This window comes from Streptomyces sp. NBC_01591 (assembly GCF_035918155.1).
Lineage (GTDB): Bacteria > Actinomycetota > Actinomycetes > Streptomycetales > Streptomycetaceae > Streptomyces.
On sequence record NZ_CP109327.1, the window covers coordinates 7,270,819 to 7,296,400 of the forward strand.

Annotated in this window: 34 protein-coding genes; 28 read left to right on the forward strand and 6 right to left on the reverse strand. The window is 69.3% G+C overall.

Annotation, left to right across the window (positions count from 1 at the left end; genetic code table 11):
* Positions 1 to 95 precede the first annotated feature (95 nt).
* Entirely contained in the window at positions 96 to 2,741 is a 2,646-nt protein-coding gene (locus tag OG978_RS33460; protein ID WP_326768791.1) for a S8 family peptidase, read from the reverse strand.
* Positions 2,734 to 3,720 carry an AAA family ATPase gene (locus OG978_RS33465; protein ID WP_326768792.1) on the reverse strand — a complete coding sequence of 329 codons (987 nt, stop codon included), beginning with the start codon at positions 3,718 to 3,720 and terminating at the stop codon, positions 2,734 to 2,736. The genes OG978_RS33460 and OG978_RS33465 overlap by 8 nt, the downstream gene beginning before the upstream one ends.
* A 537-nt stretch (positions 3,721 to 4,257) precedes the next feature.
* Here OG978_RS33465 and pcaDC point away from each other — a divergent pair.
* Genes pcaDC through OG978_RS33480 form a run of 3 tightly spaced genes read left to right on the forward strand, consistent with a single transcriptional unit; the run spans position 4,258 to position 7,009 of the window.
* Positions 4,258 to 5,511: a bifunctional 3-oxoadipate enol-lactonase/4-carboxymuconolactone decarboxylase PcaDC gene (pcaDC, locus tag OG978_RS33470; protein ID WP_442817857.1), complete on the forward strand. Its 1,254-nt coding sequence runs from the start codon at positions 4,258 to 4,260 to the stop codon at positions 5,509 to 5,511.
* 13 nt (positions 5,512 to 5,524) lie between these two features.
* Positions 5,525 to 6,181, forward strand: coding sequence for an MBL fold metallo-hydrolase (locus tag OG978_RS33475; RefSeq protein WP_326768794.1), 657 nt, complete (start codon positions 5,525 to 5,527; stop codon positions 6,179 to 6,181).
* Between the two features lie 48 nt (positions 6,182 to 6,229).
* A complete protein-coding gene (locus OG978_RS33480) occupies positions 6,230 to 7,009 on the forward strand; it encodes an exodeoxyribonuclease III (protein ID WP_326768795.1) in 780 nt (259 codons plus the stop codon).
* Between the two features lie 124 nt (positions 7,010 to 7,133).
* Here OG978_RS33480 and OG978_RS33485 read toward each other — a convergent pair whose 3' ends face one another.
* The 3 genes from OG978_RS33485 to OG978_RS33495 form a co-directional block, all read right to left on the reverse strand.
* Complete coding sequence (locus tag OG978_RS33485; protein WP_326768796.1) at positions 7,134 to 8,312, reverse strand: Cmx/CmrA family chloramphenicol efflux MFS transporter; 1,179 nt, start codon at positions 8,310 to 8,312, stop codon at positions 7,134 to 7,136.
* Between the two features lie 618 nt (positions 8,313 to 8,930).
* Positions 8,931 to 10,202: a tyrosine-type recombinase/integrase gene (locus OG978_RS33490; protein WP_326768797.1), complete on the reverse strand. Its 1,272-nt coding sequence runs from the start codon at positions 10,200 to 10,202 to the stop codon at positions 8,931 to 8,933.
* 437 nt (positions 10,203 to 10,639) lie between these two features.
* Positions 10,640 to 11,047 (reverse strand): helix-turn-helix domain-containing protein, encoded by a 408-nt coding sequence (locus OG978_RS33495; protein ID WP_326768798.1) that lies wholly within the window; start codon positions 11,045 to 11,047, stop codon positions 10,640 to 10,642.
* Between the two features lie 188 nt (positions 11,048 to 11,235).
* On the opposite strand from OG978_RS33495, the gene OG978_RS33500 reads away from it, so the two are divergent.
* The 14 genes from OG978_RS33500 (at position 11,236) to OG978_RS33565 (ending at position 18,806) form a co-directional block, all read left to right on the forward strand.
* On the forward strand, positions 11,236 to 11,481 hold the full coding sequence (locus OG978_RS33500; protein ID WP_326768799.1) for a helix-turn-helix domain-containing protein: 246 nt from the start codon (positions 11,236 to 11,238) through the stop codon (positions 11,479 to 11,481).
* A 1-nt stretch (position 11,482) separates the two neighbouring features.
* On the forward strand, positions 11,483 to 11,788 hold the full coding sequence (locus OG978_RS33505) for a DNA-binding protein (RefSeq protein WP_326768800.1): 306 nt from the start codon (positions 11,483 to 11,485) through the stop codon (positions 11,786 to 11,788).
* 88 nt (positions 11,789 to 11,876) lie between these two features.
* On the forward strand, positions 11,877 to 12,638 hold the full coding sequence (locus OG978_RS33510; protein ID WP_326768801.1) for a hypothetical protein: 762 nt from the start codon (positions 11,877 to 11,879) through the stop codon (positions 12,636 to 12,638).
* Positions 12,635 to 13,090 (forward strand): hypothetical protein, encoded by a 456-nt coding sequence (locus OG978_RS33515; RefSeq protein WP_326768802.1) that lies wholly within the window; start codon positions 12,635 to 12,637, stop codon positions 13,088 to 13,090. Before OG978_RS33510 ends, OG978_RS33515 begins: the two co-directional genes overlap by 4 nt.
* A complete protein-coding gene (locus tag OG978_RS33520) occupies positions 13,087 to 13,293 on the forward strand; it encodes a hypothetical protein (protein ID WP_326768803.1) in 207 nt (68 codons plus the stop codon). Before OG978_RS33515 ends, OG978_RS33520 begins: the two co-directional genes overlap by 4 nt.
* A complete protein-coding gene (locus OG978_RS33525; RefSeq protein WP_326768804.1) occupies positions 13,290 to 13,703 on the forward strand; it encodes a phiSA1p31-related protein in 414 nt (137 codons plus the stop codon). Before OG978_RS33520 ends, OG978_RS33525 begins: the two co-directional genes overlap by 4 nt.
* Complete coding sequence (locus OG978_RS33530; protein ID WP_326768805.1) at positions 13,696 to 14,106, forward strand: hypothetical protein; 411 nt, start codon at positions 13,696 to 13,698, stop codon at positions 14,104 to 14,106. Before OG978_RS33525 ends, OG978_RS33530 begins: the two co-directional genes overlap by 8 nt.
* On the forward strand, positions 14,097 to 14,273 hold the full coding sequence (locus tag OG978_RS33535; RefSeq protein WP_326768806.1) for a hypothetical protein: 177 nt from the start codon (positions 14,097 to 14,099) through the stop codon (positions 14,271 to 14,273). Before OG978_RS33530 ends, OG978_RS33535 begins: the two co-directional genes overlap by 10 nt.
* 104 nt (positions 14,274 to 14,377) lie before the next feature.
* Positions 14,378 to 15,424: a DNA polymerase III subunit beta family protein gene (locus OG978_RS33540; RefSeq protein WP_326768807.1), complete on the forward strand. Its 1,047-nt coding sequence runs from the start codon at positions 14,378 to 14,380 to the stop codon at positions 15,422 to 15,424.
* A gap of 96 nt (positions 15,425 to 15,520) precedes the next feature.
* The gene (locus OG978_RS33545) at positions 15,521 to 15,751 is read left to right on the forward strand and encodes a hypothetical protein (protein ID WP_326768808.1); all 231 of its coding nucleotides are present in this window, start codon (positions 15,521 to 15,523) and stop codon (positions 15,749 to 15,751) included.
* Positions 15,751 to 16,638: a YqaJ viral recombinase family nuclease gene (locus tag OG978_RS33550; protein WP_326768809.1), complete on the forward strand. Its 888-nt coding sequence runs from the start codon at positions 15,751 to 15,753 to the stop codon at positions 16,636 to 16,638. Before OG978_RS33545 ends, OG978_RS33550 begins: the two co-directional genes overlap by 1 nt.
* On the forward strand, positions 16,635 to 17,408 hold the full coding sequence (locus tag OG978_RS33555) for a recombinase RecT (RefSeq protein WP_326768810.1): 774 nt from the start codon (positions 16,635 to 16,637) through the stop codon (positions 17,406 to 17,408). Before OG978_RS33550 ends, OG978_RS33555 begins: the two co-directional genes overlap by 4 nt.
* Positions 17,409 to 17,472: 64 nt before the next feature.
* Positions 17,473 to 17,844 (forward strand): hypothetical protein, encoded by a 372-nt coding sequence (locus tag OG978_RS33560; RefSeq protein ID WP_326768811.1) that lies wholly within the window; start codon positions 17,473 to 17,475, stop codon positions 17,842 to 17,844.
* Positions 17,841 to 18,806, forward strand: coding sequence for a hypothetical protein (locus OG978_RS33565; protein ID WP_326768812.1), 966 nt, complete (start codon positions 17,841 to 17,843; stop codon positions 18,804 to 18,806). Before OG978_RS33560 ends, OG978_RS33565 begins: the two co-directional genes overlap by 4 nt.
* Positions 18,807 to 18,859: 53 nt before the next feature.
* On the opposite strand, the gene OG978_RS33570 is transcribed toward OG978_RS33565, so the two are convergent.
* Complete coding sequence (locus tag OG978_RS33570; protein WP_326768813.1) at positions 18,860 to 19,075, reverse strand: hypothetical protein; 216 nt, start codon at positions 19,073 to 19,075, stop codon at positions 18,860 to 18,862.
* Positions 19,076 to 19,275: 200 nt separating this feature from the next.
* Here OG978_RS33570 and OG978_RS33575 point away from each other — a divergent pair, with 200 nt between their 5' ends.
* The 11 genes from OG978_RS33575 (at position 19,276) to OG978_RS33625 (ending at position 25,577) form a co-directional block, all read left to right on the forward strand.
* On the forward strand, positions 19,276 to 20,589 hold the full coding sequence (locus OG978_RS33575; RefSeq protein WP_326768814.1) for a DNA cytosine methyltransferase: 1,314 nt from the start codon (positions 19,276 to 19,278) through the stop codon (positions 20,587 to 20,589).
* 53 nt (positions 20,590 to 20,642) lie between these two features.
* A complete protein-coding gene (locus OG978_RS33580; RefSeq protein WP_326768815.1) occupies positions 20,643 to 21,635 on the forward strand; it encodes a hypothetical protein in 993 nt (330 codons plus the stop codon).
* Entirely contained in the window at positions 21,632 to 22,369 is a 738-nt protein-coding gene (locus OG978_RS33585; RefSeq protein WP_326768816.1) for a zinc finger domain-containing protein, read from the forward strand. Before OG978_RS33580 ends, OG978_RS33585 begins: the two co-directional genes overlap by 4 nt.
* Entirely contained in the window at positions 22,366 to 22,683 is a 318-nt protein-coding gene (locus OG978_RS33590; RefSeq protein WP_326768817.1) for a zinc finger domain-containing protein, read from the forward strand. The genes OG978_RS33585 and OG978_RS33590 overlap by 4 nt, the downstream gene beginning before the upstream one ends.
* Positions 22,680 to 22,970, forward strand: coding sequence for a helix-turn-helix domain-containing protein (locus tag OG978_RS33595; RefSeq protein WP_326768818.1), 291 nt, complete (start codon positions 22,680 to 22,682; stop codon positions 22,968 to 22,970). Before OG978_RS33590 ends, OG978_RS33595 begins: the two co-directional genes overlap by 4 nt.
* A gap of 205 nt (positions 22,971 to 23,175) precedes the next feature.
* Entirely contained in the window at positions 23,176 to 23,664 is a 489-nt protein-coding gene (locus OG978_RS33600; protein ID WP_326768819.1) for a hypothetical protein, read from the forward strand.
* Between the two features lie 77 nt (positions 23,665 to 23,741).
* Positions 23,742 to 24,140 (forward strand): hypothetical protein, encoded by a 399-nt coding sequence (locus OG978_RS33605; RefSeq protein WP_326768820.1) that lies wholly within the window; start codon positions 23,742 to 23,744, stop codon positions 24,138 to 24,140.
* Positions 24,137 to 24,331: a hypothetical protein gene (locus OG978_RS33610; protein ID WP_326768821.1), complete on the forward strand. Its 195-nt coding sequence runs from the start codon at positions 24,137 to 24,139 to the stop codon at positions 24,329 to 24,331. Before OG978_RS33605 ends, OG978_RS33610 begins: the two co-directional genes overlap by 4 nt.
* Positions 24,328 to 24,669, forward strand: a complete 342-nt coding sequence (locus OG978_RS33615) for a hypothetical protein (RefSeq protein WP_326768822.1) — start codon at positions 24,328 to 24,330, stop codon at positions 24,667 to 24,669. Before OG978_RS33610 ends, OG978_RS33615 begins: the two co-directional genes overlap by 4 nt.
* Before the next feature lie 29 nt (positions 24,670 to 24,698).
* Positions 24,699 to 24,866, forward strand: a complete 168-nt coding sequence (locus OG978_RS33620; protein WP_326768823.1) for a zinc finger domain-containing protein — start codon at positions 24,699 to 24,701, stop codon at positions 24,864 to 24,866.
* 81 nt (positions 24,867 to 24,947) lie between these two features.
* Entirely contained in the window at positions 24,948 to 25,577 is a 630-nt protein-coding gene (locus OG978_RS33625) for a hypothetical protein (protein WP_326768824.1), read from the forward strand.
* Positions 25,578 to 25,582 lie beyond the last annotated feature (5 nt).

The window sequence follows — 25,582 nt, forward strand, 5'->3', positions numbered from 1 at the left end:
ACGGCTTAGAGCTCACCTCCGATAGCTGCGGCGTCGAGCCGGGGCCTTACTCTGATGGGCAGGGCCCGGTGTCACAGATGAAGCCGCCTGGGAAGCTACCAGCCGAAATCCATCTGAATGGGGATGCCGTCCACGATTTCGGTCTGGGCATGTGGAGCCACGCCGATCGACACGCCGAGCTGGTTGGCGATGGGCGTATACAGGTCGGTGGAGACCTCGGGTGTGCGCAGGGAGATCAGGAGGGCGTAGCTGACGGGCAGGCCGATGCGGTCGCTGTGCCTGTTCGCCTTCCACCAGCCTCCGACGGGGTAGACGGCTAGCGTGCCGCAGTCGGCGAGTTCGGCCGCTGATCCGCGCCAGATGTCGGCGTGCAGGGAGCCGAGGTTGCGGGCCCGAGGGCCGACCAGCCACCTGTTGTTGGACTCGAATGCCCTGGGGTTGCCGAGGCCGTCGCTCTCGAGTTCGGCTTGTTCGGCCAGTCGCCTCTGGAAGGAGTCGCTGGATTCGGTGGAGCCTTTAATGGCGAAGCGAAGGCCGTGCGAGGCGTAGCTGTAGCGGCCGAGCATGCCGCGTCGGCCGGGATTGGGCTCGATCATGTAGGCGAGCGTTACGCGGAGGTCGACGGTGGTTTCGGCCAGATCGCGCAGTTGTTCCAGGGGCCAGGGCAGCTCGTGCAGCTTCAGTTCGGCCAGGCGAACCTGCCCGCCTTTGACCTGCTTGTACGGCACCAGGGTGTTCTGGATGATCATTGTGACGGCGTTCGAGGCGCTGCTGCGGATACAGTCGGCGGTGGGCATGCCCCATCCGTACCGGCGGATCACCTGTCGCATCACGTCGCCCTTGGCGAGTTTGGGGGCGCCGGTCTTCTTGAACAGGCCCTGCTCGACCATGGCCGGGGTCCACTGGGCTTCGTGCACGAGAAGGGCGCGGACCGTCTCCGGTCGCAGTCCGGGGTAGGCGCTCATCGCAGTGGCGGCGAGCGCAGCCGCCTGGGCCGTGGCAGCGCTCGTGGCGTTCGTCCAGGTCAGCTGACGCGCAGGGTCGTGGTGGGTGGTCGCCACGCTCACCAGCTCGTGGGCGTCCAGGATGCTGTCGTCAGGGGCGACGAGCATGTTGCCGCCCTCCAGAACGATGTCGGGCTTGGTGATGGCTGCGTGGGTCAGCGCCACAGAGGTCCGGCTGAAGGGGGACAGGGCGCCCGGCACCGCCAGCGCACGATACCCCCGGAACAGGGCAGAATCGGGGACGGCGTCCATGTGCGTGCACGCCCCGACGGTGAGCACGTTGTGCGCCTGGGCGGGTTCCTCGATGCGCGACAGGTCGGACAGAAGCAGCGGATCCAGCGTGCCGTCGTCGCCGCGCATCTGGTGGGGAACAGCACCGCGGATGTTGCCGGCGCTGACGATGATCAGCCGCGACGCTTCAGGATCAGGCGCTCCGATCAGCTCGATGCGGTCGTCCCGCACGATGACGTCCGTGCCTGCCGCCAAGGCGTCCAGGGTGGCCGACCACAGAGTCGCGGTGCCGTCTACGCCGTTCTCCCCTTCCCCGGACTCCCGGGTGACGGCCATCGAGAAGACCCGTCCGGACGGTGCGGGGCCTCCGTTGCCGATCTCAGCGGTCGCGACCGCGTTCGCGGTCGTCTCCGCACAGGTGCGCGGGGATGCTGCGGGTGTGTGAGCGTCGTTGAGGATCTTCACAGATTCAAGGCCGTGACCGAGTACGACGGGACCTTGTGATTCAAGGGCTGCAGCGAAGTCCCCGAAGAGGGCGAGCCCGGCCATCTGCGTGCCGTGCCCGATCCGGTCGGCGGGTGTGCTGCCAGGGAGCACGCTGTAGGCGCGCTCGTGCAACGCGGGCTTCAGCAGGGCGTGCTCCTGGGCTATCCCTGTGTCCAGGATGCATACCGCCGGGGACTCCGGTGCGGCCGGCTCGATGCGCGCGGCGAGATCCTTGACGAGGTCCATGCGGAACTCGCGGTCGACGGTGTAGAGGCCCTCGGCGAAGGTAGGACTGCGGATCTCAGCAGGACAGGCGTTCGTAGCCAACAGGAACGCCAGCTCGTTACCGGTCATCGCGACGTGCGCCACAAGGCGTTCCCCGACATGGATCGCCCGCTCACTGACCCGCCAGCGACGCTCTTCGGCCAGGGAACGCAAGGTGGCAACCGCCGTCGGCGAGATCCCCGGATCGAACCACAACTCCCACCACCGCTCCTCGTCCAGCGGCGGCAGATCCTGCCGCTCCTGCCAGAGGTGCTCCAGCAGAGCCCGCTGGACCTGCTCCATATTGGCCACCAGCAGGGCCTGTTTAGGGTTACCGCCGGGGGTGTCATCCGTGAAGTCGGCGATCCGCTGGGTGAACGAGGCGACTTTGTCGAAGGGGATCCAGACCAGCGCGTCCTGCTGACTGTTCTCGGTCTGCGGGTGGCTGCTCATGAGTGTCAGGCCGGATGCGTCCAGGCGCTCCAGGCTCAGAGGGTGGTCGCGAGCCGCCTCGATGCGGACCGCGAAACCGTCAGGCTGGCGGTCCTCGAGCGTCTGCTGCAGGAGCTGGGTTGCCTCACGGCGGGCCTTCTCCAGCCCGCCCACCAAAGTGTCGGCGTGCCCCTGCCGGTCCGTGTGCTGGACCAGGTCCGGGCCGCTTCCGCCGGCAGGCTCGGAGCGCGGCGTGAGGGTGGCGGCCTCCCAGGGCACGATCAGGTGCGGACTGAGCCGTGCGGAAGTGTCGGGCTCAGGCATGGTGGGAGGCGTGCCGCTCGGTCAGGGCTTCCAGCAGCAGCTGTTCGTCCACCACGTCCCGGTCAGCCAGGATGGCTCGTTTGGCTGCTGCTTCCGCCGCTTTGACCAGCTCGGCGTGACTCAGGCCCGATGCACGTTCTGTCACGAGGCCCCACCGTAGTGTGCTTGTGTCCATTCCGGCTAGACGTCGCTGCAGCACCTGTACAGCTTCCTCCCCGGTGGGAGGGCCATAGGTGGCGATCATGTCGAAGCGACGGAACAGAGCCTGGTCCAGAAGCTGGTGGTGGTTGGTGCCGGCCACCACGAGGCTCTCAGAGGGCGCCTCATCAAGAAACAGCAGGAATGAGTTCAGGATCCTGCGGGCTTCGCCGACGTCGTTGCCAGCCGCCCGTTCGGCTCCCAGGGCGTCGAACTCATCGAACAGGTAGACCGCTCGGGTCTGAGCCACGGCATCGAAGACCAGACGCAGCTTGGCGGCGGTCTCGCCCATGAACCGGCTGATCAGACCGTCCAGGCGAATGGTGAACAGGGGCAGCTTCAGCTCTCCGGCCAGGGCCGCTGCCGTCATGCTCTTGCCCGTCCCGGGAGGCCCCGACAGCAGAATCCGGTGCACCGGGGTAAACCCGAAACGCTCCAGCCGTGCACGCTGTCGCTGTTCGTGCAACACACGATCCAGTGACGCACGCAGTCCGGGGTCCAGGGTCATGTCGTCGAGCTGGGTGTCCGGGTAGCCCGCCGTCAGGAGACTGGTCAGCTCACCACGGGGCTGCACCACCGGGGTAGCGGCACGCTGGGTGTCCGGCTTCCCCTGCCTCTGTTGGGCGGCCTCGACCAGCTCACGCAGCTCTACCGCGAACTTCCCCTGCCCCTGGCGGGCGGACTTCGCCGCCACCTGCAGAGCGACGCTGTAGAAGAGGTCGTCGTTGGCCTCGGAGTGCGCCCGCACAAGAGCTTTCAGGTGATCGGCGTTCGCCGCCATGCGCCTGTCACCCTCCGATGTGGACTGCCTGTAAGAAGAGGTATACCCAAATCCACGGGCCCCCGCGCCTGCATCGTACGGCCCTGGGCTCCAGGCTGCTGCCCGGATCCCCCGCCGGCCGAGATGGCCGAATGAGTGGATCGCAGCGCGAGGACCGCGCACGGCCTGCTGGCCTGGGATCGTGTGACGATGCAGGCCAGGTCGCATGCATCGGAACGGAGCAGGCGGTCCGTTAATGGATTCACCGCACCAGATCACCAGCTCGTACAGAGTTCCCGCAGCAGATGATCGCTCTGTAGATCGGAAGCGTCATGCGCGCTACGTGATCGTCGCCCCCTGAGGAACAGCCAAGCTGCCCCGGTGACGGTCAGGCTGTGCCGAGTCCGCGCACAAGAAGTGGTACGTCAAGCTGGACGTCGAAGGCCTGCGGGGGGCCGCTCAGACTTGGAGTGGCCTGGTCGTGGCGGAGGGTGGGGCGCGTGAGATTTTGTGAGCTGTGGGAGTGTGAGGCGCGTGAGTGACACAGAGACGCAGACGATGAAATACCAGGTAGATGGCCCTGAAGGCGCCCCATGGCTGGTACTCGGCCCTAGTCTCGGCACTACCAGCTTCATGTGGGACCGGCAGATACCGGAGCTCACCCAGCACTGGAGGGTCTTCCGCTACGACCTCCCGGGCCACGGCGGCGCCCCCGCCCACCCCGCCACCGCCATCGGTGACCTCTCCGACCGGCTGCTCGCCACCCTCGACGGTGTCGGCGTCCAGCGCTTCGGGTACGCGGGCTGCTCCATCGGCGGCGCGATCGGCGCCGATCTCGCGCTGCGCCACCCGCAGCGGGTCGCCTCGCTGGCCTTGGTCGCCGCCTCGCCCCGGTTCGGCAGCGCCGACGAATTCCGCCAGCGCGGGGTGGTCGTGCGCACCAACGGTCTGGAGCCGATGGCACGCACCGCACCCGAGCGCTGGTTCACCCCCGGGTTCGCCGCCGCCCAGTCGGCCATCGTCGACTGGGCCGTCCAGATGGTCCGCACCACCGACCCCGGCTGCTACATCGCCGCCTGCGAGGCCCTCGCCGCCTTCGACGTCCGCGGCGAACTCGGCCGCATCACCGCCCCCACCCTCGTGCTGGTCGGCGCCGAGGACCGGGTCACCGGACCGGGCGACGCCCGCATCCTGGTCGCGGGCATACCGGATGCCCGGCTCGCCCTCGTCCCCGGCGCCTCCCATCTCGCCCCGGTCGAGCAGCCCGGAGCCGTCACCGACCTGCTCCTCACCCACTTCTCCACGGCCTGGCAGGACACCCTCGCCGCCATCCCCGTCCCGCCCTCCACCCCGCAGCTCTCCGCGCCCGTGCTGCCCATTGCGGAGATCACCGCTGCCACACCGCAGCCCGGCCCCGGGACCACCGGACGCCCCGACCCGTACGAGCCCGGCATGAAGGTGCGCCGCGAGGTGCTGGGCGACGCCCACGTGGACGGGGCCCTGGCCGCCTCCGACGACTTCACCGAAGACTTCCAGGAGCTGGTCACCCGCTACGCGTGGGGCGAGGTGTGGACCCGGGAGGGCCTGGACCGCCGTACCCGCAGCTGTGTCACGCTCACCGCGCTGGTCGCCTCCGGCCATCTGGAGAGCCTCGCCGTACATGTCCGGGCCGCCCTGCGCAACGGGCTCACCCCGGCCGAGATCAAGGAGGTGCTGATGCAGACCGCCGTGTACTGCGGCGTGCCCGCCGCCGGCGCCGCCTTCTCCGTCGCCCGGACCGTGATTCAGGAAGAAACGAGGCCCCGCCCGTAGCAGGATGGGGGCCATGGACGCCGTGAATCCCATGCACGTGACACTGACCAAGAAGACGCACTCCTGCATCCGTCTGGAGAAGGACGGGCGGACGCTCGTCATCGACCCGGGCGGCCTCTCGGAGGAGGACGCGGCCGTGGGCGCCGACGCGATGCTGGTGACGCACGAGCACTTCGACCACTTCGACGAGGGACGGCTGCGCGCCGGTATGGAGGCCAACCCGGCCGCCGAGATCTGGACCCTGCGCAGCGTCGCCGACCAGCTCGCGGCGGCCTTCCCCGGCCGGGTCCACACCGTCGGCCACGGCGACACCTTCTCCGCGGCCGGGTTCGACGTACAGGTGCACGGCGAGCTGCACGCGGTCATCCACCCGGACATCCCGAGGATCACCAACATCGGCTTCCTGGTGGACGGCTCGCTCTTCCACCCGGGCGACGCCCTCACCGTCCCCGACCGGCCGGTCGACACCCTGCTGCTCCCGGTGATGGCCCCCTGGAACAAGATCTCCGAGGTCATCGACTACGTACGCGAGGTCAAGCCGCGCCGCGCCATCGACATCCACGACGCGCTGCTCGCCGATCTCGCCCGGCCGGTCTACGACAACCAGATCGGCAGCCTCGGCGGCGCCGACCACGGCCGACTGGCCCCGGGGGACTCGACCGGTCTGTGACCGGCGCCGGTCCGGCGGCTGTCAGTGGCAGCCGCTAGGTTTACGTACATGCGCATCGCCACCTGGAACGTCAATTCGATCACCGCCCGGCTCCCGAGGCTGCTGGCCTGGCTGGAGAGCACCGGCACGGATGTGCTGTGCATCCAGGAGACCAAGTGCACCGCCGAACAGTTCCCGGCGGACGCGCTCCGCGAGCTCGGCTACGAGTCCGCGGTCAACGCCACCGGCCGGTGGAACGGGGTGGCGCTGGTCTCCCGGGCCGGCCTGTCCGACGTGGTCGAGGGACTGCCGGACGGCCCGGACTACGACGGGGTGCAGGAGCCGCGGGCGATCTCCGCGACCTGCGGCCCGGTCCGGGTCTGGTCGGTCTACGTGCCCAACGGCCGCGAGGTCAAGCACGCGCACTACGCGTACAAGCTGCGCTGGTTCGAGGCCCTGCAGAAGGCCGTCGCCGCGGACGCCGCGGGCTCGCGGCCGTTTGCGGTCCTGGGTGACTTCAACGTGGCCCCGACCGACGAGGACGTCTGGGATCCGGCGCTGTTCGAGGGCGCCACGCATGTCACCCCCGCCGAGCGTGCCGCCCTCGCCGCGCTGCGCGAGGAAGGGCTGTCGGACGTCATGCCGCGCCCGCTCAAGTACGACCGCCCGTACACCTTCTGGGACTACCGGGAGCTGCGCTTCCCGAAGAACAAGGGCATGCGGATCGACCTGGTCTACGGCAACGCGCCCTTCGTCGCGGCGGTCGAGGACAGCTACGTGGATCGCGAGGAGCGCAAGGGCAAGGGCGCGTCCGACCACGCCCCGGTGGTCGTGGACCTCAGCATCTGAGGACCCGTTGTCAGTGGTGGCCGCTAGCGTGGTTCCTGTCCTTATCCCGCTTGCTGGCTGCTTGCTGTGACCAGGACAGCCCCGCCCGTTCAGCGCCGGGCGGGGCCCCATCCACCGCTGTCCGTCAGACCGCGGCGACGCTGTCCCGGGCGCGATCGGTGGCACGGCGCATCCCCAGTGCCGCCCCGGCGGTGCCCAGCGCCAGGACCATCAGCAGGGCGCTCACCCAGAGCGGCGACCGGAAACCGAACCCCGCACCGATCGCCAGCCCGCCCAGCCAGGGGCCGAGCGCGGCACCCACATTGAACGCGGCCGTGGCGAACGAGCCGGACAGGGTCGGTGCGTCCGACGCCAGCCGGAACACCCACGAGATCAGCGCCGTGCCGGTGCCGAACGCCAGCATCCCCTGGACGAGGACGAGCGCCACCGTCGCGAACGGACTGCCCGCGGTCAGTGCGAACGCGGCCCAGCCGGCCACCAGCGCCACCAGACCGAAGGCGGTGAAGGCGACCGGCCGCACATCGACGAGCCGGCCCGCGGCCGTGACGCCGATGAACGAGCCAAGACCGAACAGCGCCAGCAGACCGGGAACCCAGGCCTCGGTGAGCCCGGTGACATGGGTGGCGAGCGGTTCGACGTACGAGAACGCGCAGAACGTCGCCCCCTGCACCAGGGCGCTGGTCAGCAGGGTCAGCAGCAGCCGCGGACTGGCAAGGGTCCGCAGCTCGACGCTCGCGGGAGCGGGCGTGGACTCCGGCCGCCCCGCCGGAACGGTCCTGGCGATCACGAAGACGGCCGGGACGGAGACGAGGGCCACGGCCCAGAACGCCGACCGCCATCCCCAGTGCCCGCCCAGCGCCGCACCGGCGGGCACCCCGGCCACACAGGCGATGGTGACGCCCCCGACGACCACCGAGGTGGCACGTGCCCGGGCCTCGGGCCCGACCATGGAGACCGCGGTCACCAGGGCCACCGCCCAGAAGCCCGCATTGGCCAGTGCCCCGACGACCCGCGTCGCGAGGAGCAGCCCGTAGCCGGGCGTGAGTGCGCCGATGACATGGACGGCGCTGAAGACACAGAGGAAGAACACCAGGGCGCGGCGGCGCGGCCAGTTCCGGCTGAAGAGCGCCATCAGCGGCGCGCCGACGATCATTCCGATCGCGAAGGCCGAGGTCAGCAGCCCTGCGGCAGGGATGGAGACGTGCAGGTCATGGGCGATGTCCGAGATCAGCCCGGACAGCATGAATTCGGATGTGCCCTGGGCGAAGACGGCGAGCCCGAGCGCGTAGACGGCAAATGGCATGAAGGAACCCCATGGACGACTGAAAGATGGACCAGGCAGGGGGTGTGGGCCCGCGCCCGCCCGTCGCGACGGGCGGCAACGCGGAAGAACGTCCGGGGTGCTCATGGACGTGATCCGGCGGCGCGGCAGGCGCCGGAGCCAGGGAATCCACGCACGGCCGCATCGAGAGCGGTTCACGAGCGCGGAGGGGAGAGCGCAGCCCACACAGCGGGGGTCCTGCGGCGGCAACCGGTGGGAACCGACCCGGGCCGGTACTCGGCACCACGGGAGCGGTTCGACGGCGGATCAGCCACCGGCGGACCGGTGGCTAGCCTCTGTCGGACTCGGGGCTGGACATGATCGTGAAACTACCAGCCCGGATTGCCTCGCCTCCACCCCTTTTCCCGCCGGAACCGTCCCGGGGCGGTGGTGCGCGGCGCACGCTGCGGCGCGCGAGCGGGCGCCCGCCTCCGGTTCAGCACTCGAACGACAGGCCGCGCGCCCTGTGGTGCGCACCACAGGAGGGATGCGACCCTGAGTGGTATGAACATCCCTTTCACGTTCCAATAACGTTCCAGGGATGGCATCTGACCTGCAGTTACCCGGGTTGTGTCACCGGGAGTGGGAGACGGCTGGGAGTTAGCCCCACGCTGCGTCTCCCATGCGGCCGGGCACCGACTCCCACCGCTCCTGCAGCGTTTTCATGATGGCACGCTCCATCGGAACCGTCACGCTTGAGTACACGCCCTCAACGCCCGGGACTTCGTGCCCCATTCGCGACTCGACCGCGAACCGGCTGTGCCCGTCCTCGTCGAGCCAGGACTTCGCCCCATGCCGGATCAGGTACAGACGCTTCCCCGTGAACGCAGGAACCTCCGGCAGGGCCAGCCGCTCACCAGGCCAGCGCGGCCCCTCGTCCGCCTTCGCCCCGTCAGCGATCGGGCGCCAGTACTTGTGGTCGAAGTTCGCCGACCGCAAGTTGCCCCCGCTGATCGACGGGAACACCCACCGGGAGTCATGCTCCTTCAGGAGCCGCTCCAGCATCTCGGCGAGGAACGGGGGCACCACCAGAGTCCTGAGCGACTCGTACTTCGGCGGGAAGAACTGCAACCCGCCGCCTTCGTACTGGACTTGGCGCTCCACCCGTATGGCAGGCATCAGTCCTTCGCCCTTGCCGTACCGCCCCACGTCCTCGGCGTAGCGTTCGGCCTCGTCAGGATCGACCCGCAGGTCCGACCCGGGCCAGGCCGGGTAGCAGTACTCCCGGGTGAGGCCGTACAGCTCCGCCGGCCGCATGCCCGTCGCTGCCATCGTCCACATGAAGACGTACCCGGCCGGCCCGAACACCGCGTGTGCGTTCCGCGCGAGGGCTTCGACGGCCGCGGGGGTCATGTCTTTCTTCCGCTCGCGCTTCTTCTTCGTGTACTTCCCGCGGCGGCGGTGGCGTTCCACCGGTGATGTCTTGCGGAGTTCGGCGTTGACGGCGTCGTCCATCGCCATGCTGAAGACGTTCAGTACGGCCTTGCGGCTATTCTCGCTCGGCAACACAGTCTTGAGGTGCTTCTTGAACGCCCGGTGATCCATGATGCCGATCTCGCCGACGGTGCGCCGCGCGAAGTAGGGCTTGATGTGCACGCGGATCACGGACTCATAGTTGACCATCGAGCGATGCGCCAGGTCGAGCGATCCGTACCAGGCGTCCAGCCAATCGGACATGGGGATCGCCCCGTCGCGGTTCGTGATGTTGACGCCGTGCCGGACCTCGTACTCCATGTCCATGCCGTACTGGAGCGCTACGTCCTCGTCAGTGAAGCCGCCCTTGGACTCGTGGCGCTTGCGGCCGTTGGCCAGGTACTCGCCTGTCCACCACTTGACCCGGCACGTGCCCCCGCGCCACTCAACATGCGGCATGACGCCTCCCTGAACGCGCGTGATGCCCGGCTAGCGCCCCCGCTGCCGGACCCTCACGCCAGACTGCTCTTCAATCCGGCTTGCCTATCAGGCAGTTACCGCATTTCGAACAGTCCCCTCCTTCGCGCTGAACCAGCTCTCGCATGACCGACCTGACTGCAGGATCGTGCTCGAACCGGGGCGCTGCTACACAGACGATTCTCTCAGCTGTACGGCCGACCCATCCGAGGAAGTTCGGGCCGTAGTCGCCTATCACAAGATCGCCGCGCATCACCATGGTTCCCCCTTCCGGGAACGGGAGAACCCCCCAAGGTGTGAGCACGACTTTGCCACGGCCAGGGCCGTTTGGGACCAGGTGGGACCAGAGTGACTGTGCTTAGTTTCGCAACAAAGTCCTTAACCCGAAAAGGTTGTAGGCCGAATGGGTGAATCCTGCGTCAGATGACGCCGGCCTTCTTGAGGTCCTCGACAATGCGCGCGCTCAGTGCGCGGATCTCGGAGGCGGACAGATCCGTCACGCCGATCGATGCGCTCTCCACCACACGCTGCACGGTGAGGTCGCGCTCGGTCGCGTCGGCGATCGTTACCCCTGAGGCGGAGCCAGACTCCTCGGCGGGCACCGGGTCGCCGCCATCGCCGACGGCCTCACAGGTGCCCGTGGCCCAGCCCAGTACGCGGTCGATCTTTGCGTAGTTGAGTGCGCGAACGGGCTTGGCTTCTTCGACGCGCTGCCAGGTGTCCTTGGACATACCGACCTCGTCGGCTGCCTTCTTGCGGGCAAGGCCGAGCTGGAGGCGGCGGGCCTTGACGGCCTGCGCTAGGCGAGTGAGGTCGCGGGGCGGCATGACCCCATCTTGGCAGGGCCAGGCGGGGCCAGCCAGGACCGGGCCGCAGTCCGGCCGATTCACTGGCGTGCGCGTGACGTGCAGGAACACGCCGGTTGGTGCCCCCGCGCCCCCATGTGGTCGATCTAGGTCTAGCTAGAGGCTAACTAGGGCTGGACATGAAGGCTAACTAGGGCTACTTTCTGGGTATGCGCCAACCCCAACCCACCTTCGAAGTGGACGGGGCGGTAATCCGCCACCGCCGCATGCAGATGGGCCTCGAAATGTCCGAGCTGGCCGAACGCGCGGACATAAGTCGGCGCTACCTCAGTCACCTCGAAAACGGCACTCGCACCCACATGAGACCCCGGCGATACACGGCCCTCTGCAAGGCGCTGAACGCCGACACCGAAGCCCTCCTCGCCCCACAGAGGACCCACACACCCAAGGAGTGACATGCCCGGCGACAAGTACGAGAAGTACGGCCGCCCCATCCCCCCAGCGGACCCGAACCAGGAGTACATGACCGTCCAGGAGACGGCTCACGTCCTGTCCTGCTCGGTGTCCTGGCTCCGCAGGTTCCTGAAGGAGCACCCGAAGATGCATGCCCGGCAGGGCCGGCGCATCGTCACGAACCGCGCCGACCGGGACGCGATCTACGCCGCGAACCGTATGGGCGGCACCGCGCACCGGGGCAGCAAGCGCCGCACCCGCAGGGCCCGGCCGGCTCGGTCCACCTCGCAGGTCCAGGCCGCTGCCTGACCGCAGCAAAAGAGGCCGCCCCGTAACCGCGAAGCCCGGGACGACCTCAGATCCACCACACCATCCGCGAGAACAGAGAGGTGGACCGATGTCCATCATTCCATCCGCAGCCCCGAACAACACCAGCCCCACCGATCGCGCCGCCGCCCACTTCGCGGCCGACTTCGCCGAGGCCACGATCAAGTCGCGACGCGAGGACGGCCTGTACCGCCACGTCGAGTTCGCCGCCCCGAAGACCATGAGCCGCCTGATCCTGGTGACCTGGCCGTACAACCTGCTGGTCGCCGGCTCGCACGGCTCGTACCACTTCGAGCGGTTCGGCGACGACACCGAGGACATGTTCGCCTGGCTGCGCGGCATCCGCGTAGATCCGGACCGTTGGGCGAGCAAGCTCGTGAACGGCGCCGACTCGGTGCGCGAGTACGACCGCGACCGCATGGAAGCCCAGATCAAGGAGCGGGTCACCGAGGCCGTCGAAGACGCCTGGGCGCCGGACGGCCTAGAGGCCGCTGTCCGCATCGAGATCCTCAACAACCATCTTCTCGGCAGCAGGGACACCGCCTTCCAGCTGGTCAGTGAGTTCGAGCACGGCGTGAAGTACGAGGCGAAGTGCACCTGCGGCACCAAGGTCGAGCGGGACTCCTACGGCTCGGCGCTGACGTGGCGGTCCATCGATCACAACCTGGGTGACGACCACGACGTCGACATCCGGCAGACGGCCGGCTTCGACTTCGACGACCTCAGCGAGTGGTCCGTCGACAGGGTCAGCTACCACTTCGCCTACCAGTGCCACGCCGCCAGTTGGGCCATCGCCCAGTACGACGCCGCCCCGAAGGCGGTGGCGGCATGAGCGCCCCGATGACGCCGGACGCTGCGCTGATCCGACTGCGGCAGTACGGCGAGCGCACGTCGACATGGTCGACTGCCACGCACAACGACGGTACGGAGAAGGCACTCCACGGAATCGCGCTGACGCTGGCGGCCGAGCTGGAGCAGTACAGGGCAATGGAGTTGGGCACGGCCGAGGGGCGCGTATCCGCGAAGTGCGAGCACGCTGAGCACCCGGTGTGGCTGCGGGACCTGGATGACGTTCGGGGGTGCCCATGGTGCGAACTGGACCGTGTCCGCGCCGAACTGGCCGCCCTGCCGGCCCCGGTCGTGGAGACCGCCTTCCGTGATGCCCTCGGCAACGTCTGGCCCGTGGGCCACTTCCCCGCCGAGACCGAGGCGCGCGTCCTTGAGACGACGCCGACCATCCAGCGCACCGTCCGGACCAGCGAGTGGACCGAGGTGACGTCATGAGCGCCACCGACCTGGTCCGCCTGGACGTGCCGACCACCGACTGGGCGGCCGTCGCCGACGAGCTGACCGCGCTGAAGGCCGAGCGCCTGGCCGCCGGCCTGGCCGCCGAGTACCGGCACCTCCTCTACGACGCCGACCCCGGCAGCACCGTCCCGCCGCTCGTCGACCTCCACCACCACAAGACCCGCAGGAGGGCGCGATGACCCCCTACTCGCACGACGGCGTCACCTTCGACCTGGACATCCCGCACGCCGATGTCATCGGTGTCGAGTGGATCTGGACGGGTGACTGGGCGGATGGCGAGCCGCTGCTGCGGTGCCGTTCGGACCGGTCCGACTGCCAGACCGCCCAGCCGCTGCCGACGGTGTACCGCGACCACGGCCCCCTGATTCCGATCTCCCGCCCGACGGCCGGCCAGTACCGGGCCGCGGTCGACCCGGACTACGCCGACACGGTCGCGGCCAGGTACGTCGAGACACCGGCCGCGTTCGGTGCGCGCCTCGCCACCCAGACCATCCCGCAGGCGCCCGGCCGGGTCCTTGCACCCAGCCCGATGGAGCAGACCGGGTTCCGCGCCTTCATCCACAGCCTCAAGGGGGCCCGCAATGCCTGAGCCGACCGACCGCGTTGCCGAGTTGGAGGCGGAGCTAGCGAAGTACGTCGGCAAGGAGCCGACCATCGCCGACGAGACGGCCCACCTCCAGCGGTGCCTGAACGCCGTGTACGAGCTGTGCGACGAGACGGCCGCACAGTCCACCCGGTGGGAGCACCCGCTGCCCGTACCCGAGTGGGTGGCCGCCGTCCGCCAAGCCGCCGACGGGCAGCGCCCTGAGAACGCGGACGACAACCGGCGCCGGATCTACGTCGACGGCAAGGGCAACGGGTGGATCTCCACCTGTGTCGAGGACGGCATCGAGCACGTCGTGCCCATCCAGCCCGCCGCCTGGGTCGACGAGTCGATCGAGGAGATCGCGGCCGAGAACGACGGCCTTCACGAGATCGGCCGGTGCTGGTGATGCCCCCGGAGCGGTTCGAGGAGATCACCCGCCTCACCGCCGCCCCCGGTATCAGCCGCGAGCACCGGGACGCCCTGATCGACCTCATCCAGGACCGGGCCCAGCTCCTCGCCGAACAGCAGGAGTTGGCCGCCGAGCTCGCCGGATGGACCGGGGCGCTCACCTGACCCGCCGGGCCGGCCGTGACCCGACCGGCTGGCCCGGCGCCCAACGCAGAAGCCCCGCCGAGGACAAGTCGGCGGGGACCCCACCAGCATCCCAGGAGACACGCATGTCCGTCACCATCAACGCCCATCAGCTCGGCCGTCTCATCGACAAGGTCCGCGGCCACATCGGCGACGAGTACGTCGAGGTGCTGCACGGCATCCGCCTCGACGTCGACGCCACCGATCTGCACGCCGTCGCCACCGACCGGTTCACCATCGCCGCTGCCCGCTACCGGCTCAATGACGACGACAAGAACGGTGAGGCGTTCGCCCGCACCATCCCGGCCTCCTGGCTGAAGCCGCTGCGTGAGTGGCTCGACGCTCAGGAGGGGAACCTCACAGTCACGATCGGCACCGAGACCAGCCGGCTCGTATTCGCCACCCCGCACGCCGAGATGCGGGTTCCCGTGAGCGACAGCCTGGAGTACCCCGACTGGCGGAGTCTGCTGCGAGGCGTGGCGGCGAATATCCCCACCATCTACGCGCTCCCCATCGTGGACTCCAGGATGCTCGCCCGCTGGGCTGACGCCGGAGACGCTCTTCGAGTCCGTGTCACCACGGACCTCAAGGCGTTCATGGTGTTCGGCAAGGACTTCATCGGAGCTCAGGCGCCGAAGCGCTACACGGGAGTCGGCCCGTGCGAAGACGAGACGTTCGAGCAGGCGCTCGGGCTCTGGCCGAGCATCTTCGCGGACAGCGATGAGGTCGCCGACATGGATGCGGACATGCCCGTCGAGGAGAAGCCCCGCTACGAGGCCGCGTCCACCATCCCCGACATGGTGGAGTCCCTGCTTCAGCAGACACTCCGGTCGACCAGCGACCTGCTTGGCGCACCCAGCAAGGACGCCGGGGCTATCGCTTCCTACGCCACCGCCGGGGTGAATGCCTGGTCCGCGTACCGATTCCTCGCTGCCCTCCACCAGGCCGATCCCCGGCTCGCCGCGCAGACCGTCGCCGAGCTGGGTGAGGAACTGGACGCGGGCGACTTCGGCGAGAACGCGTGGGACATCGCCAAGGCGGCCGGACACGACCCGCAGAAGTGGTCCGACGACTACGAGGCGCACCTCAAGAAGCTCGCCGAGAAGCGGGCCACCAAGCAGAACGCCGCCTGACCATCCCACCAGACGCGGCGTCGAGCCCCGAACTCTGCCGCCGGGCCCGCCCCGACCTCCCCGCACGGGGCGGGCCCTACATCCGAAAGGCACGACATGCCCGCCATCCGCATGGGCCGCTGGCAGATCGAACTCCACCAGCGCGCCATCCACATCACCCGGGAGCCCGACCCGAACTGCCCCGACTGCTCTGGCAGCGGTGGCGGCTGGCTGCCCCACGGCTTCGGCGCCGACTGGGACGAGTGCCTGTGCCTCGACCAGCTCCGCGCATGGTCCATCCCGGTCTGGTTCCGCAACCGCCGCCAGTACATCGAGGAGCCGTTCTGATGACTGCCTTCAACCCACCGACTGGCGTCCTCCTCGGCTGCTACATCCCCGGAACGAAAGCTTGGAACGAGGCCCGCGCCGGTCTGTGCATCACTGCCACCGAGATCGCCGCGGTCACGGGCCTGTCGCCGTGGGCCAGCCGATTCAGCCTCTGGCACAAGAAGGCCGGACTGCCCACCCCGCCGTTCGAGACCAACCCGGCTGTGGAGTGGGGCAACCGACTCGAGGACGCCGTCGCCCAGAAGTTCGCCGACGAGCACCCCGAGCTTGAGCTCCGCACCACCGGTACGTGGCGGCACCGCGACCGTGACTGGCAGCGCGCCACCCCGGACCGCATCGCCCAGGACCGGCTTGTCGAGGTCAAGACGTCCCCGTTCGGCGACGGATGGGGTCCGGCTGGCAGCGACGAGATCCCGATCTACTACCGCTGTCAGGTGCAGTGGCAGCTCGACACCCTCGGTCTGGACGTCTGCCACGTGGCGCTGCTGGTCTCCGGCCACGACTACCGCGAGTACGTCATCGAGTACGACGAGACCGACGCGAAGGTCATGCGCGACGCGGCCGAGGAGTTCCTCAACGACGTCCGCCAGGGCAACCGCCCGTCGATCGACGGGACTGAGGCCACTTACCAGACCATCCGCGTCCAGCCCACCGGCCGTGAAGACGTCGACGTCGAGATCAGCGCCGAGTGCGCCGCGGACTACGACATCGCCCAGCAGGCCTACCGAGCCGCCGACACCGAACTCACCCGCGCCCGCGGTCAGATCCTCGACGCCATCGGCACCGGCTACCGCGCAGTCCATGGCGACCGCCGCATCGCCTACCGAACCGTCAAGGACGACGGCACCACCCTCGCCCTCCAGCCCTACAGGGGAACCCACGCATGAGTCAGATCAGCAACGCCATCGCCCAGCGCGACGAAGGCAACCTCGTCCAGCAGTACCGGGCAGACTTCACCCAGGTACTCCCGTCCCACATCAAGCCCGACCAGTGGGTTCGGGTCGCCACCGGACTGCTCCGCCGCAACCCGGACCTCGCCAGGGCCGCGCAGCGCAACCCCGGCTCCTTCCTCGCCGCCATGCTCGACTGCGCCCGCCTCGGCCTGGAGCCCGGTGACACCTACCACCTCGTCCCCATGGGCGGCGAGATCACTGGGATCACCGACTACACCGGCCTCGTCGAGCTGATGTACCGCAGCGGCGCTATCTCCACCGTCATCTCCCAGGTCGTCTACGCCGGCGACGACTTCCAGTGGGAGCCCGGCATCACCGAGCGCCCGCAGCACAAGGCGAACTGGTTCGGCGACCGCGGCGACATGGTCGGCGCCTACGCCTACGCCGTCTTCAAGGACGGCGCCACCTCGGACGTCGTCGTCCGCAGCCGCGCCGAGATCGAGAAGGTCCGCGCAGTCTCCAAGACCGCCAAGTCCGGTGCCTCGCCGTGGAACCAGTGGCCCGACCGAATGTGGAAGAAGACGGTCCTGCGCGAGCTGGCCAAGACCGTGCCCACCTCTGCCGAGTACCGGACGCTCCAGGCCCAGGCTGCGCGCACCGCACAGGCCGCGCCCGTACTGGCGCCGCTGCCCGCCGTACCGCCTGCTCCGCAGCAGGACTACGACGAAGGCCCCATCGACGCCGAGTTCGTCGACGAGCCGTAACCCACCCCACTGTCGGGGCCGCCCGCGGGCAATGCGGGCGGCCCCACCAGAAGGAGACCACACCATGACCCGTCGCCTCACCGTCGCCGAGCGCCACGCCGCCGCCGAGAAGGACTTCCGCCTCGAGGAGATAGTCGGCCGGTCCAGCTGGGACCAGTTCCTCGTCGAGCAGGCCGTGTTCGCGTTCGGGCTCGCCAACGAGACCTTCGACTGCAACATGCTTCGCGACGTCCTCCCCGAGATGGGGCACGGCTTCCTCGGCGCCGCCATCAACTCGCTGCGCACCGGCGGGATCATCACCCACACCGGCCGGTCCGTCCCCTCCACCTCGCCCGCCACCCACGGACACCGCCTGGCCGTCTGGACCCTCACCGGCAAGGGGCGCGCTATTGCCGCCGAGCGGACCGCCCGAGCGCAGGGGAGGGCCGCCGCATGACCGCCGCACCCCGGCCGCTGCCGCCGCACGGCAGCGAAGGACGGTACAAAGGGACACAGCTCCGCCCCGGATGCCGCTGCACCGTGTGTGTCCGCGGCAACCGGCTCGCCGGGATCCGCCGGGAACGCGTCCGCCTTGCCGGGCAAAGCAACCTCATCCCAGTTGAAGTACTCGCGGCCCACATCGCCACCCTCTCCAGGAGCGGCATGAGCCAGGGCGCCATCGGTCGAGCCGCCGACGTCTCCCAGACCACAATCAGCTACATCGTCAACGGCAAGCTCCGCTCCTGCCAGCGGTCAAAGGGCGAGCGCATCCTTGCCGTTCGGCCCGGCACCCGGGACGACATCTCCGATCAGCCGGTTCTGGCCTCGGCGCGCCGCCTTCAGGCCCTGTACGCCATCGGGCACGGCCAGTTGGCCATCTCCAGCATGAGCGACATCAACCACAGCACCGTCAGCCACGTCGTCAACGGCCGGTACAAGACGGTCAACGGCGCCTTCGCTGCCCGAGTGCGCGCCGTGTACAGCCAACTGTCACGGACCCCCGGCACCAGCGAGAAGGCCCGACAGAGGGCTGCACGGGAAGGCTGGGCTCCCCCGGCCGCCTGGGACGACGACACGATCGACGACCCGGCAGCAGTCGCGGACTGGACTGGGGCGTGCGGTACGGACCGCGGCTGGTGGATGCACACCCTGCAGAAGCTCCCCATGTGTGAGCCCTGCCGGACAGCCCACGACGAGTGGAAGGCCGAGCATCGGGGCCTGCCGCGCGGCGAGTTCCAGATTGCCCTCATGGCGTCCCGCGCCAGTGCCTCCAGTCGCGGCATCGACATCGCCACCGACGCCCGCGAGCTGATGCGCCTCGGCTGCGACTACGAACAGGCCGCGGCGCGCCTCGGCGTCACCCGCCAGCACCTCCACCAAGAACTCAAGCGCCACCCCGAGACGGCCCAGGCCGCCTGAACGCACGACAAAGCCCCGCAGCGACGCGGGGCAGGAAGGGAGGAGACGTGACGTCAGTCCGAGTCGGCGGCCGGCTTGCGGCGCTTGATCGTGATGCGCTTCCTCGCTGGCAGGCCTTGAGCCTTGCGCCAGGCGTTGACTCGCGCATAGGCGTGACGGCGCAGGTCGTCGCCGCGAGAGGTCCCCTCCTCGTCGCACAGCTGCCCGTACTCGGCCCAGACCTCTTCTTCGATCCGGACCATGCGGCCGGGCGTCCCCTTCGTCGTCATGTCGACAGAGTAGCTGACCGTCTTCTGTCTACACACCCTGTGACTCCGAAATCATCTTCGGGTGTACTGACAGTGCCTACACACCCTGCGCTACAGTCGAACCACGCCGAGAGGCCCGCCGACGCGAAATCCGGCGACCGCATGGGCCTGGTTCCGTGCGCCTCGATCCACCAGACACGCCACGCGAAGGGCACCCCCTAATGGCTCTCACGAATCTCCGCACTCTCGATGGAGACACCACCGACGGCTTCGCCGGAGCGGGTGGCTCGTCCGAGGGGGCGCGGCAAGCCGGGATCACCGTCCGGACCGCGCTCAACCACTGGCGCCTCGCCGTCGACGTCCACCAGGCCAACCACCCCGATACCGCGCACGACTGCGCCGACATCTCGCAGGTCGACCCGCGGCGCTACCCGACCACCACGTTCGCCTGGTTCTCCCCGTCCTGCACCAACCACTCAATCGCCCAGGGCAAGAAGCGCCACCAAGACGCCACCCCCGACCTGTTCGGCGAGATCCTTCCCGACGACGCCGCGGAACGCTCCCGAGCCACCATGTGGGACGTCGTCCGCTTCGCCGAGTTCCACGAGTACCGGGCGATCATCGTCGAGAACGTCGTCGACGCCCGCGAGTGGATTCTCTGGCCCGCCTGGATCGCAGGCATGCAGGCCCTCGGCTACCAGTTCAAGCTCGTGTGCCTCAACTCGATGCACGCCACCGCGCTCGGACCCGGCGCTCCCCAGTCCCGCGACCGCATGTACGTCGTCCTGTGGCGCAACGGCGAGACGCGGCCCGACTTCGACAAGTGGCTGCGCCCCATGGCGCACTGCACCCAGTGCGACCGCACCGTGCGAGCCGTCCAGGCATGGAAGAACCCCCGCCGTACCTACGGCAAGTACAAGACCCAGTACGTATGGCGGTGCCCCACCGTCCGGTGCCACGCCGAAGTGTTCCCCGCAGTCCGGCCGGCGACCGACGCCATCGACTGGACGCTGCCCGCCACCCGGATCGGCGACCGCATCCGGCCGCTCGCCGAGAAGACGATGAAGCGGATCCGTGACGGCTTCACCGCCTACGGTGTCCCGCTCCTGGTGCCCGTCGAGGGGCGCGAGGGGAAGGTCGCACGGTCGGCGAACCTGCCGATGCGGACCTGCACCGCGCGCAACGAAACCGGGCTCGCGGTCCCGCCGTACATCGTCGAGCTCCGCGGCGGCGGGTCCACCCACCGCCTCGCCTCGCAGCCCCTCGCCACGGTGTGCGCGTCCGGTAACCACCACGGGCTGCTTCCGGGCGGTGAGGTCACGGACGTTGACGACCTCGGGTTCCGGATGCTCGCACCCGCCGAGTACGCCGCGGCCATGGAGTTTCCCGGCAACTACATCTGGCTCGGCAACAAGCGGGAGCGAGTCCGAATGGCGGGGAACGCCGTGACGCCGCCCGCCGCCCGCGACCTGTTCGCCATGGTCGCCGAGGCCATCCTCGGCACCCGCTACGAGCCGCTGAGCCTCGCCGCATGACCGCCATCCGGTCCTGACGCCCCACCCGCCCACGCTGTTGAAAGAAGCTGTCGATGCCCTGGTTCAAGGTCGATGACTCAGCGCACTCCCACCCGAAGTTCATCCGGGCCGGGAACGCTGCGCTCGGTCTCTGGCTGCGGTGCGGCTCCTACTCCGCCCAGCACCTCCTCGAAGGCTTCGTCCCCAAGGACATCGTGAAGCCCTTCAAGGGCACACCCGCCCAGGTACGGAAGCTGATCGAAGCCGGCCTGTGGCACGAGGCCGGGCACGACTGCAAGAAGTGCCCGCAGCCCACCGACGGATACATGATCCACGACTTCTTCGAGGGCGGCCGGAACACCACCCGAGCACAGCACGAAGCCAACAAGCAGGGCGCCGCAGAGCGCGCCGCGAAGAGCCGCGCGAACCGAAAAGCAGCCGGAAATGAAACCGATTCGGATCCAAAAGCGAACCGAAATGGAGACGGATCCGATTCAAATCACGTTCAGAATGACACCCACTTTTCGGGTTCCACCGCAGGTCAGGAGGACCTGTCACACCGCACGCCCGCTGACGGCGTCACACATACCCATGCCACTGCCACGCCTTTGCCGGGTACTTCCTCCGGAAGTACCCCTGTAGCTGCAGCACGCGGGGGCGAGCCCGAGATCCGCTCCTGGGACACCCTCGGCGACCTGAAGCGCGCCATCGCCGCAGCCGGAATCACCGGCGTCAGCTGGAACCTCCAGGCATCCCAGATCGAACGAGCCCGCCAAGTCTGCGAGCGCATCGGCCTCGGCCCCATGGTTGCCATGGCAGTCAGCAATGCCAGCTACCGCGGCACACCAGGCAGCGCGAGCGCATGGCTCTCCGGCTGGGAGTCCCTTGAGCCCGAGGCCGTGCCTCCGCCGCCCGGCAGCCAGCTGCCCGCCGAACTCGGGGGCAACGTTCTCCGCTTCACCCCCGGCCAGCGTCCCTCCACCACCGACGCCCGCGTGAACCAGGCCCTTGAGGCCGGTCGCCGCCTCCAGGCCATCCACGACGCACAGACCCAGGAGAACCAGTGATCAGCTTCGAAGAAGCGGGCAGGCTCCTTGGCCTCGCCGCAGCCCGCGACCAGCGCACCGTCGGCGACGCCGACATCCTCGCCTGGCACGCCGACCTCAACGCCGCGAACGTCACCTACCCGGTAGCCGAGCAGGCCCTCACTCGGTTCTACGCCAAGGACATGGCCAGCCTGGAGCCCGACCAGCGGCGCCGGGTCACGACGCCGGACATCATCGGTATCGCCCGCAAGATCCGCGCCGAACGGGTGGCCGACTTCGTTTACGAGCCGCCGCCCGGCGACGAAGACCCGCACTACCTCCGGCGGCTCCGTAACCAGCTGGAAGCCACCGCGAATGGTGAACGCCCCGCTGCCCCCGAGCGGCTGGCGATTTCCTCCGGGAAGCCCCGCGACGTGAAGGCGCTCACCGACCTCATCGGCCGCACCGTTCCGGACGAGCCCGGCGAGGAGGAGGCGGCGGCCGAGGTCGTCGCCATCCGCCGGCCCGGACCGCTCGGCGTCGCCTGCCCGACATGCAAGGCGGCAATAGGGCGCCCCTGCAAGGTGGATGGCTTCAGCGACAAGCGGCGCCCTCGGGAGCTGAAGAAGCCGCACACCGCCCGCGGCCGAGTCGCCCGAGGCGAACCCGCCTCCACCGAGACACCCGAGGAAATCGAGCGCCGCCGCGCCGCCTCCCTGGCCGCCCTTGAACGCCTCTCCGAGAACCAGACCGAAGCCCAGGAGGAAGCGTCATGACCCGCCGATATGGAACCCCCGCCTCGATGCCGGATTCCATCCGCCACTTCATGCGGGCTGGCCAACACCCCGCCCGCAGCCTCCCGTGCCCCCACTGCAAGGTCGGCGCCCACAAGCCGTGCCAAGTCCCGTCGAACGGACGGGTGCTGGCCGAGCCTCACCCGCAGCGCCTCGCCCTCCGAGCCCGCACCGTCGCCTGCTGTCCCGCCTGCCAGGTCGAGCCCACCGTCCCCTGCCACAACGGCGGCCGGGCGCTGGCCAACGGCGCCGTCCACCACCAGCGGTACACCGAAGCCGACAGGAGCGCCGCATGAAAGTTCGAGCCGACATCGCCGGCCTCATCCGCGAGGGCCACACCAACGCCTCCATTGCTCACCGCCTCGGCTGCGACCCCGCCACCGTGGCCCGCGCCCGGCAGGCACTGCGCCTCCCGCCCGCGGACCGGCTGGGGCGGCTGTACGCCGAAGCGACCCCGACCGGACGGGTGCTGAGCGACAAGCCGACCCGAGTGCAGACCTCTCCGGCGCAGGCTGCGGCGAACAGACAGGCACTCCTGGCCGCGCTCATGGAGCCGCGAAAGCCGATGGCGGAGGCGGCGTGATGCGCGCATCGAGTCCCAACTCCGCTTCTGCGCCCGCCTCCGGCCGCGTGAGCCCCGCCGATGGCTCGGGCGACGCGGGCACCCCTCCGAGGCCGTCACGCGGGCGCACAGCCGCCCGCACGAGCCCACCCGTCGCCGACCCGCCGATGCCCGGACAGACCGAGATCGAATTACGGCCCATGCAACCGACCCTTTGGAGTCTCTGATGACCGAACACCTGACCCACGAGCACGGCCCGTTCTACTGGAACGCCGACACCGACTTCTGCAAGCACGGCGCCGAGCCCGTCAGCGAGACCGACGGTGAAGCGTGGGATCTCTGGAGCGACCGGCACCCGGTCAGCGATGACGGCCGCATCTGCCTTGACGCGCCCGCCGGTGAAGCCTGCCTCGACTGCTCGGCCGACGACGGCGAGATGGTCGCGTGGAGGGACTGCCGGGTTCGTGAACACGCCCGCCCTAAGCGCGGTGTTGTCCCCAACCCAGATGCCGATCACCAGCAGGTGACTGTATGGGTCGGCACTGTCGAGTGCCTGGAACGCGAGTGCGAGCAGTACTTCACCGAGGACGGCGACCTCGACCCCGGCGTGGAGGGCTGCTCCCACATCCGCGAGGAACAGGCCTGCTCCTGCCAGCGCCAGGCCGACGGCGAGTACAGCGGCGCACCCTGCCCTGCCCTGGCCCCCACCCCGTGACATGCCGGACGCCCGCCCCGGGTCATAGCCGGGGCGGGTGCCGGACCACTCCACCACACACCCCGAAGGAGATCCACATGTCGTATCCGCTCGCCCCGGAAGAGAAGCTCGCCGACGCCAAGGCCCGGCTCAAGATTCCGACGATCGTCGTGATCTGCGGCTCCACCCGGTTCATGGACGCCATGGTCGACGCCGACTGTGAACTCACCGCGGTTGGGTACATCGTCGTCAAGCCCGGCTGCAACATGAAGGAGTCGCACCCGCTGTGGGCGGATCCGGTCGAAGCCGACGCCCTCAAGGTCCAGCTCGACAACCTGCACCGGGCGAAGATCCGCCTCGCCGATGAGGTCCTGGTCGTCGGCGACTACATCGGGGACAGCACCCGCGCCGAGATCGCCTACGCCCGCCAGCTCGGCAAGCCCGTCGGCTTCACCCACCCCGAGGCCGACCCCGGCACCGAGGAGCCGGGCCGATGAGCGCCGGGGTGATTCACACGATTCGGTGCGACGCCGAAGTCGACGGCGAGCAGTGCGGCAACGAACGCTTCTGGCCCGTCGATGTCGCCCACCACCGTGAACTCCGCGCCCACCTCCGCAAGCAGGGCTGGCGCCGACGCGCCGACCGCGACCTCTGCCCCGACCACGCCACCGAGGAGCCGGGCCGGTGACCGACCGCGAGCAGCTGCTGCACCTCGTCGACCGCGCCCGACGCGGCAGCATCTTCGACGCCGAACTCGACCAACTCGCCGACGGGATCACGGCCATGGCCGACCGCACGGCCGAGCTGGAGACCGAGACCACCAAGCTGATCCGCTGGCACCGCGAGGACGGCACCACCCTCGCCAAGGCCGAGGCCGCCATCGCACGCGTGCAGGCACTCCCGCGGACCCCGCAGGTGCAGATCCAGATCCACGGCGTCCCCGGCCAGGCCGACTACAACCGCGGCTGGTCGTCCGCCATCAGCGCCGCCCGCGCCGCCCTCGACGAGCAGCACCCCACCACCTAACCCGCCCAACTGCCCCACGGAGGAGACCCATGCCCCGTCGCGAGCCCACCATCCACAACCCCGCCCTCGTGGTCACCTGCCCCCGCTGCGGCAGCGTCCCCGGCGCCCTCTGCTACGACACCCGCGGTAGCCGCCTCCCCGAGGGGCGCGTCCACCGCGACCGCGCCGCCGCCCACCGCGACCGCAAGACCGCCTGACCCAGCGCACCACCGGCCGGCCGGACCCCATCCGGCCGGCCGCCCCGCCCAGTCCCACCGCACGCCCGCAAGGAGCCCGCCGTGAACGAGTCCGCCGAATGCCTCATCTGCCACCGCGGCCTGTACGCCGACGAGCTCGGCCGGTACGCCTGCCGGCCCTGTGTCGACCGTGTCGACGGCCAACTGCGTGCCCTCGCCGGGCCGGATGGGCTGTACGCGCGGCTCGGCGGCCGGCTCGCACCCGGCAGCGGCGGCGGCGGACCCGCAGTGTCCGGCAGCCGGTCGGCTCCGCTCCCTGTCCGGCTGGAACCGCTCAGCCTCATGGCCCGCGGCGGCGTCGTCACCATCCTGCAGACATGGCTGATCGACTGGCACGACCGGCTCGGCTGGGGCCACCCTCGCTGGAACGGCGACATGCAGCAGCAGCTCGACGAAGTCATCCAAGCCCTGCGGGCCAACCTGCCGTGGGCCGCGGCCAGTCACCCGGCCATTGACGAATTCGGCCGGGAGGTCAGCCAACTCGCGCGGCAGTGCGAGCAGCAGGTCACCGGCGAGCGGAGGCCGCGAACCGTGCCCGTCGCCTGCCCCTGCGGCCAGACCCTCCGCGTCACCCTCGACACCCCTGGCTGCCGCTGCCCCGGATGTGGGGAGCAGTACGGGCACAGCGAGTTGATGGACCTGCCGCTCGCCGAACGGCGAATTGCGGCATGACGAAG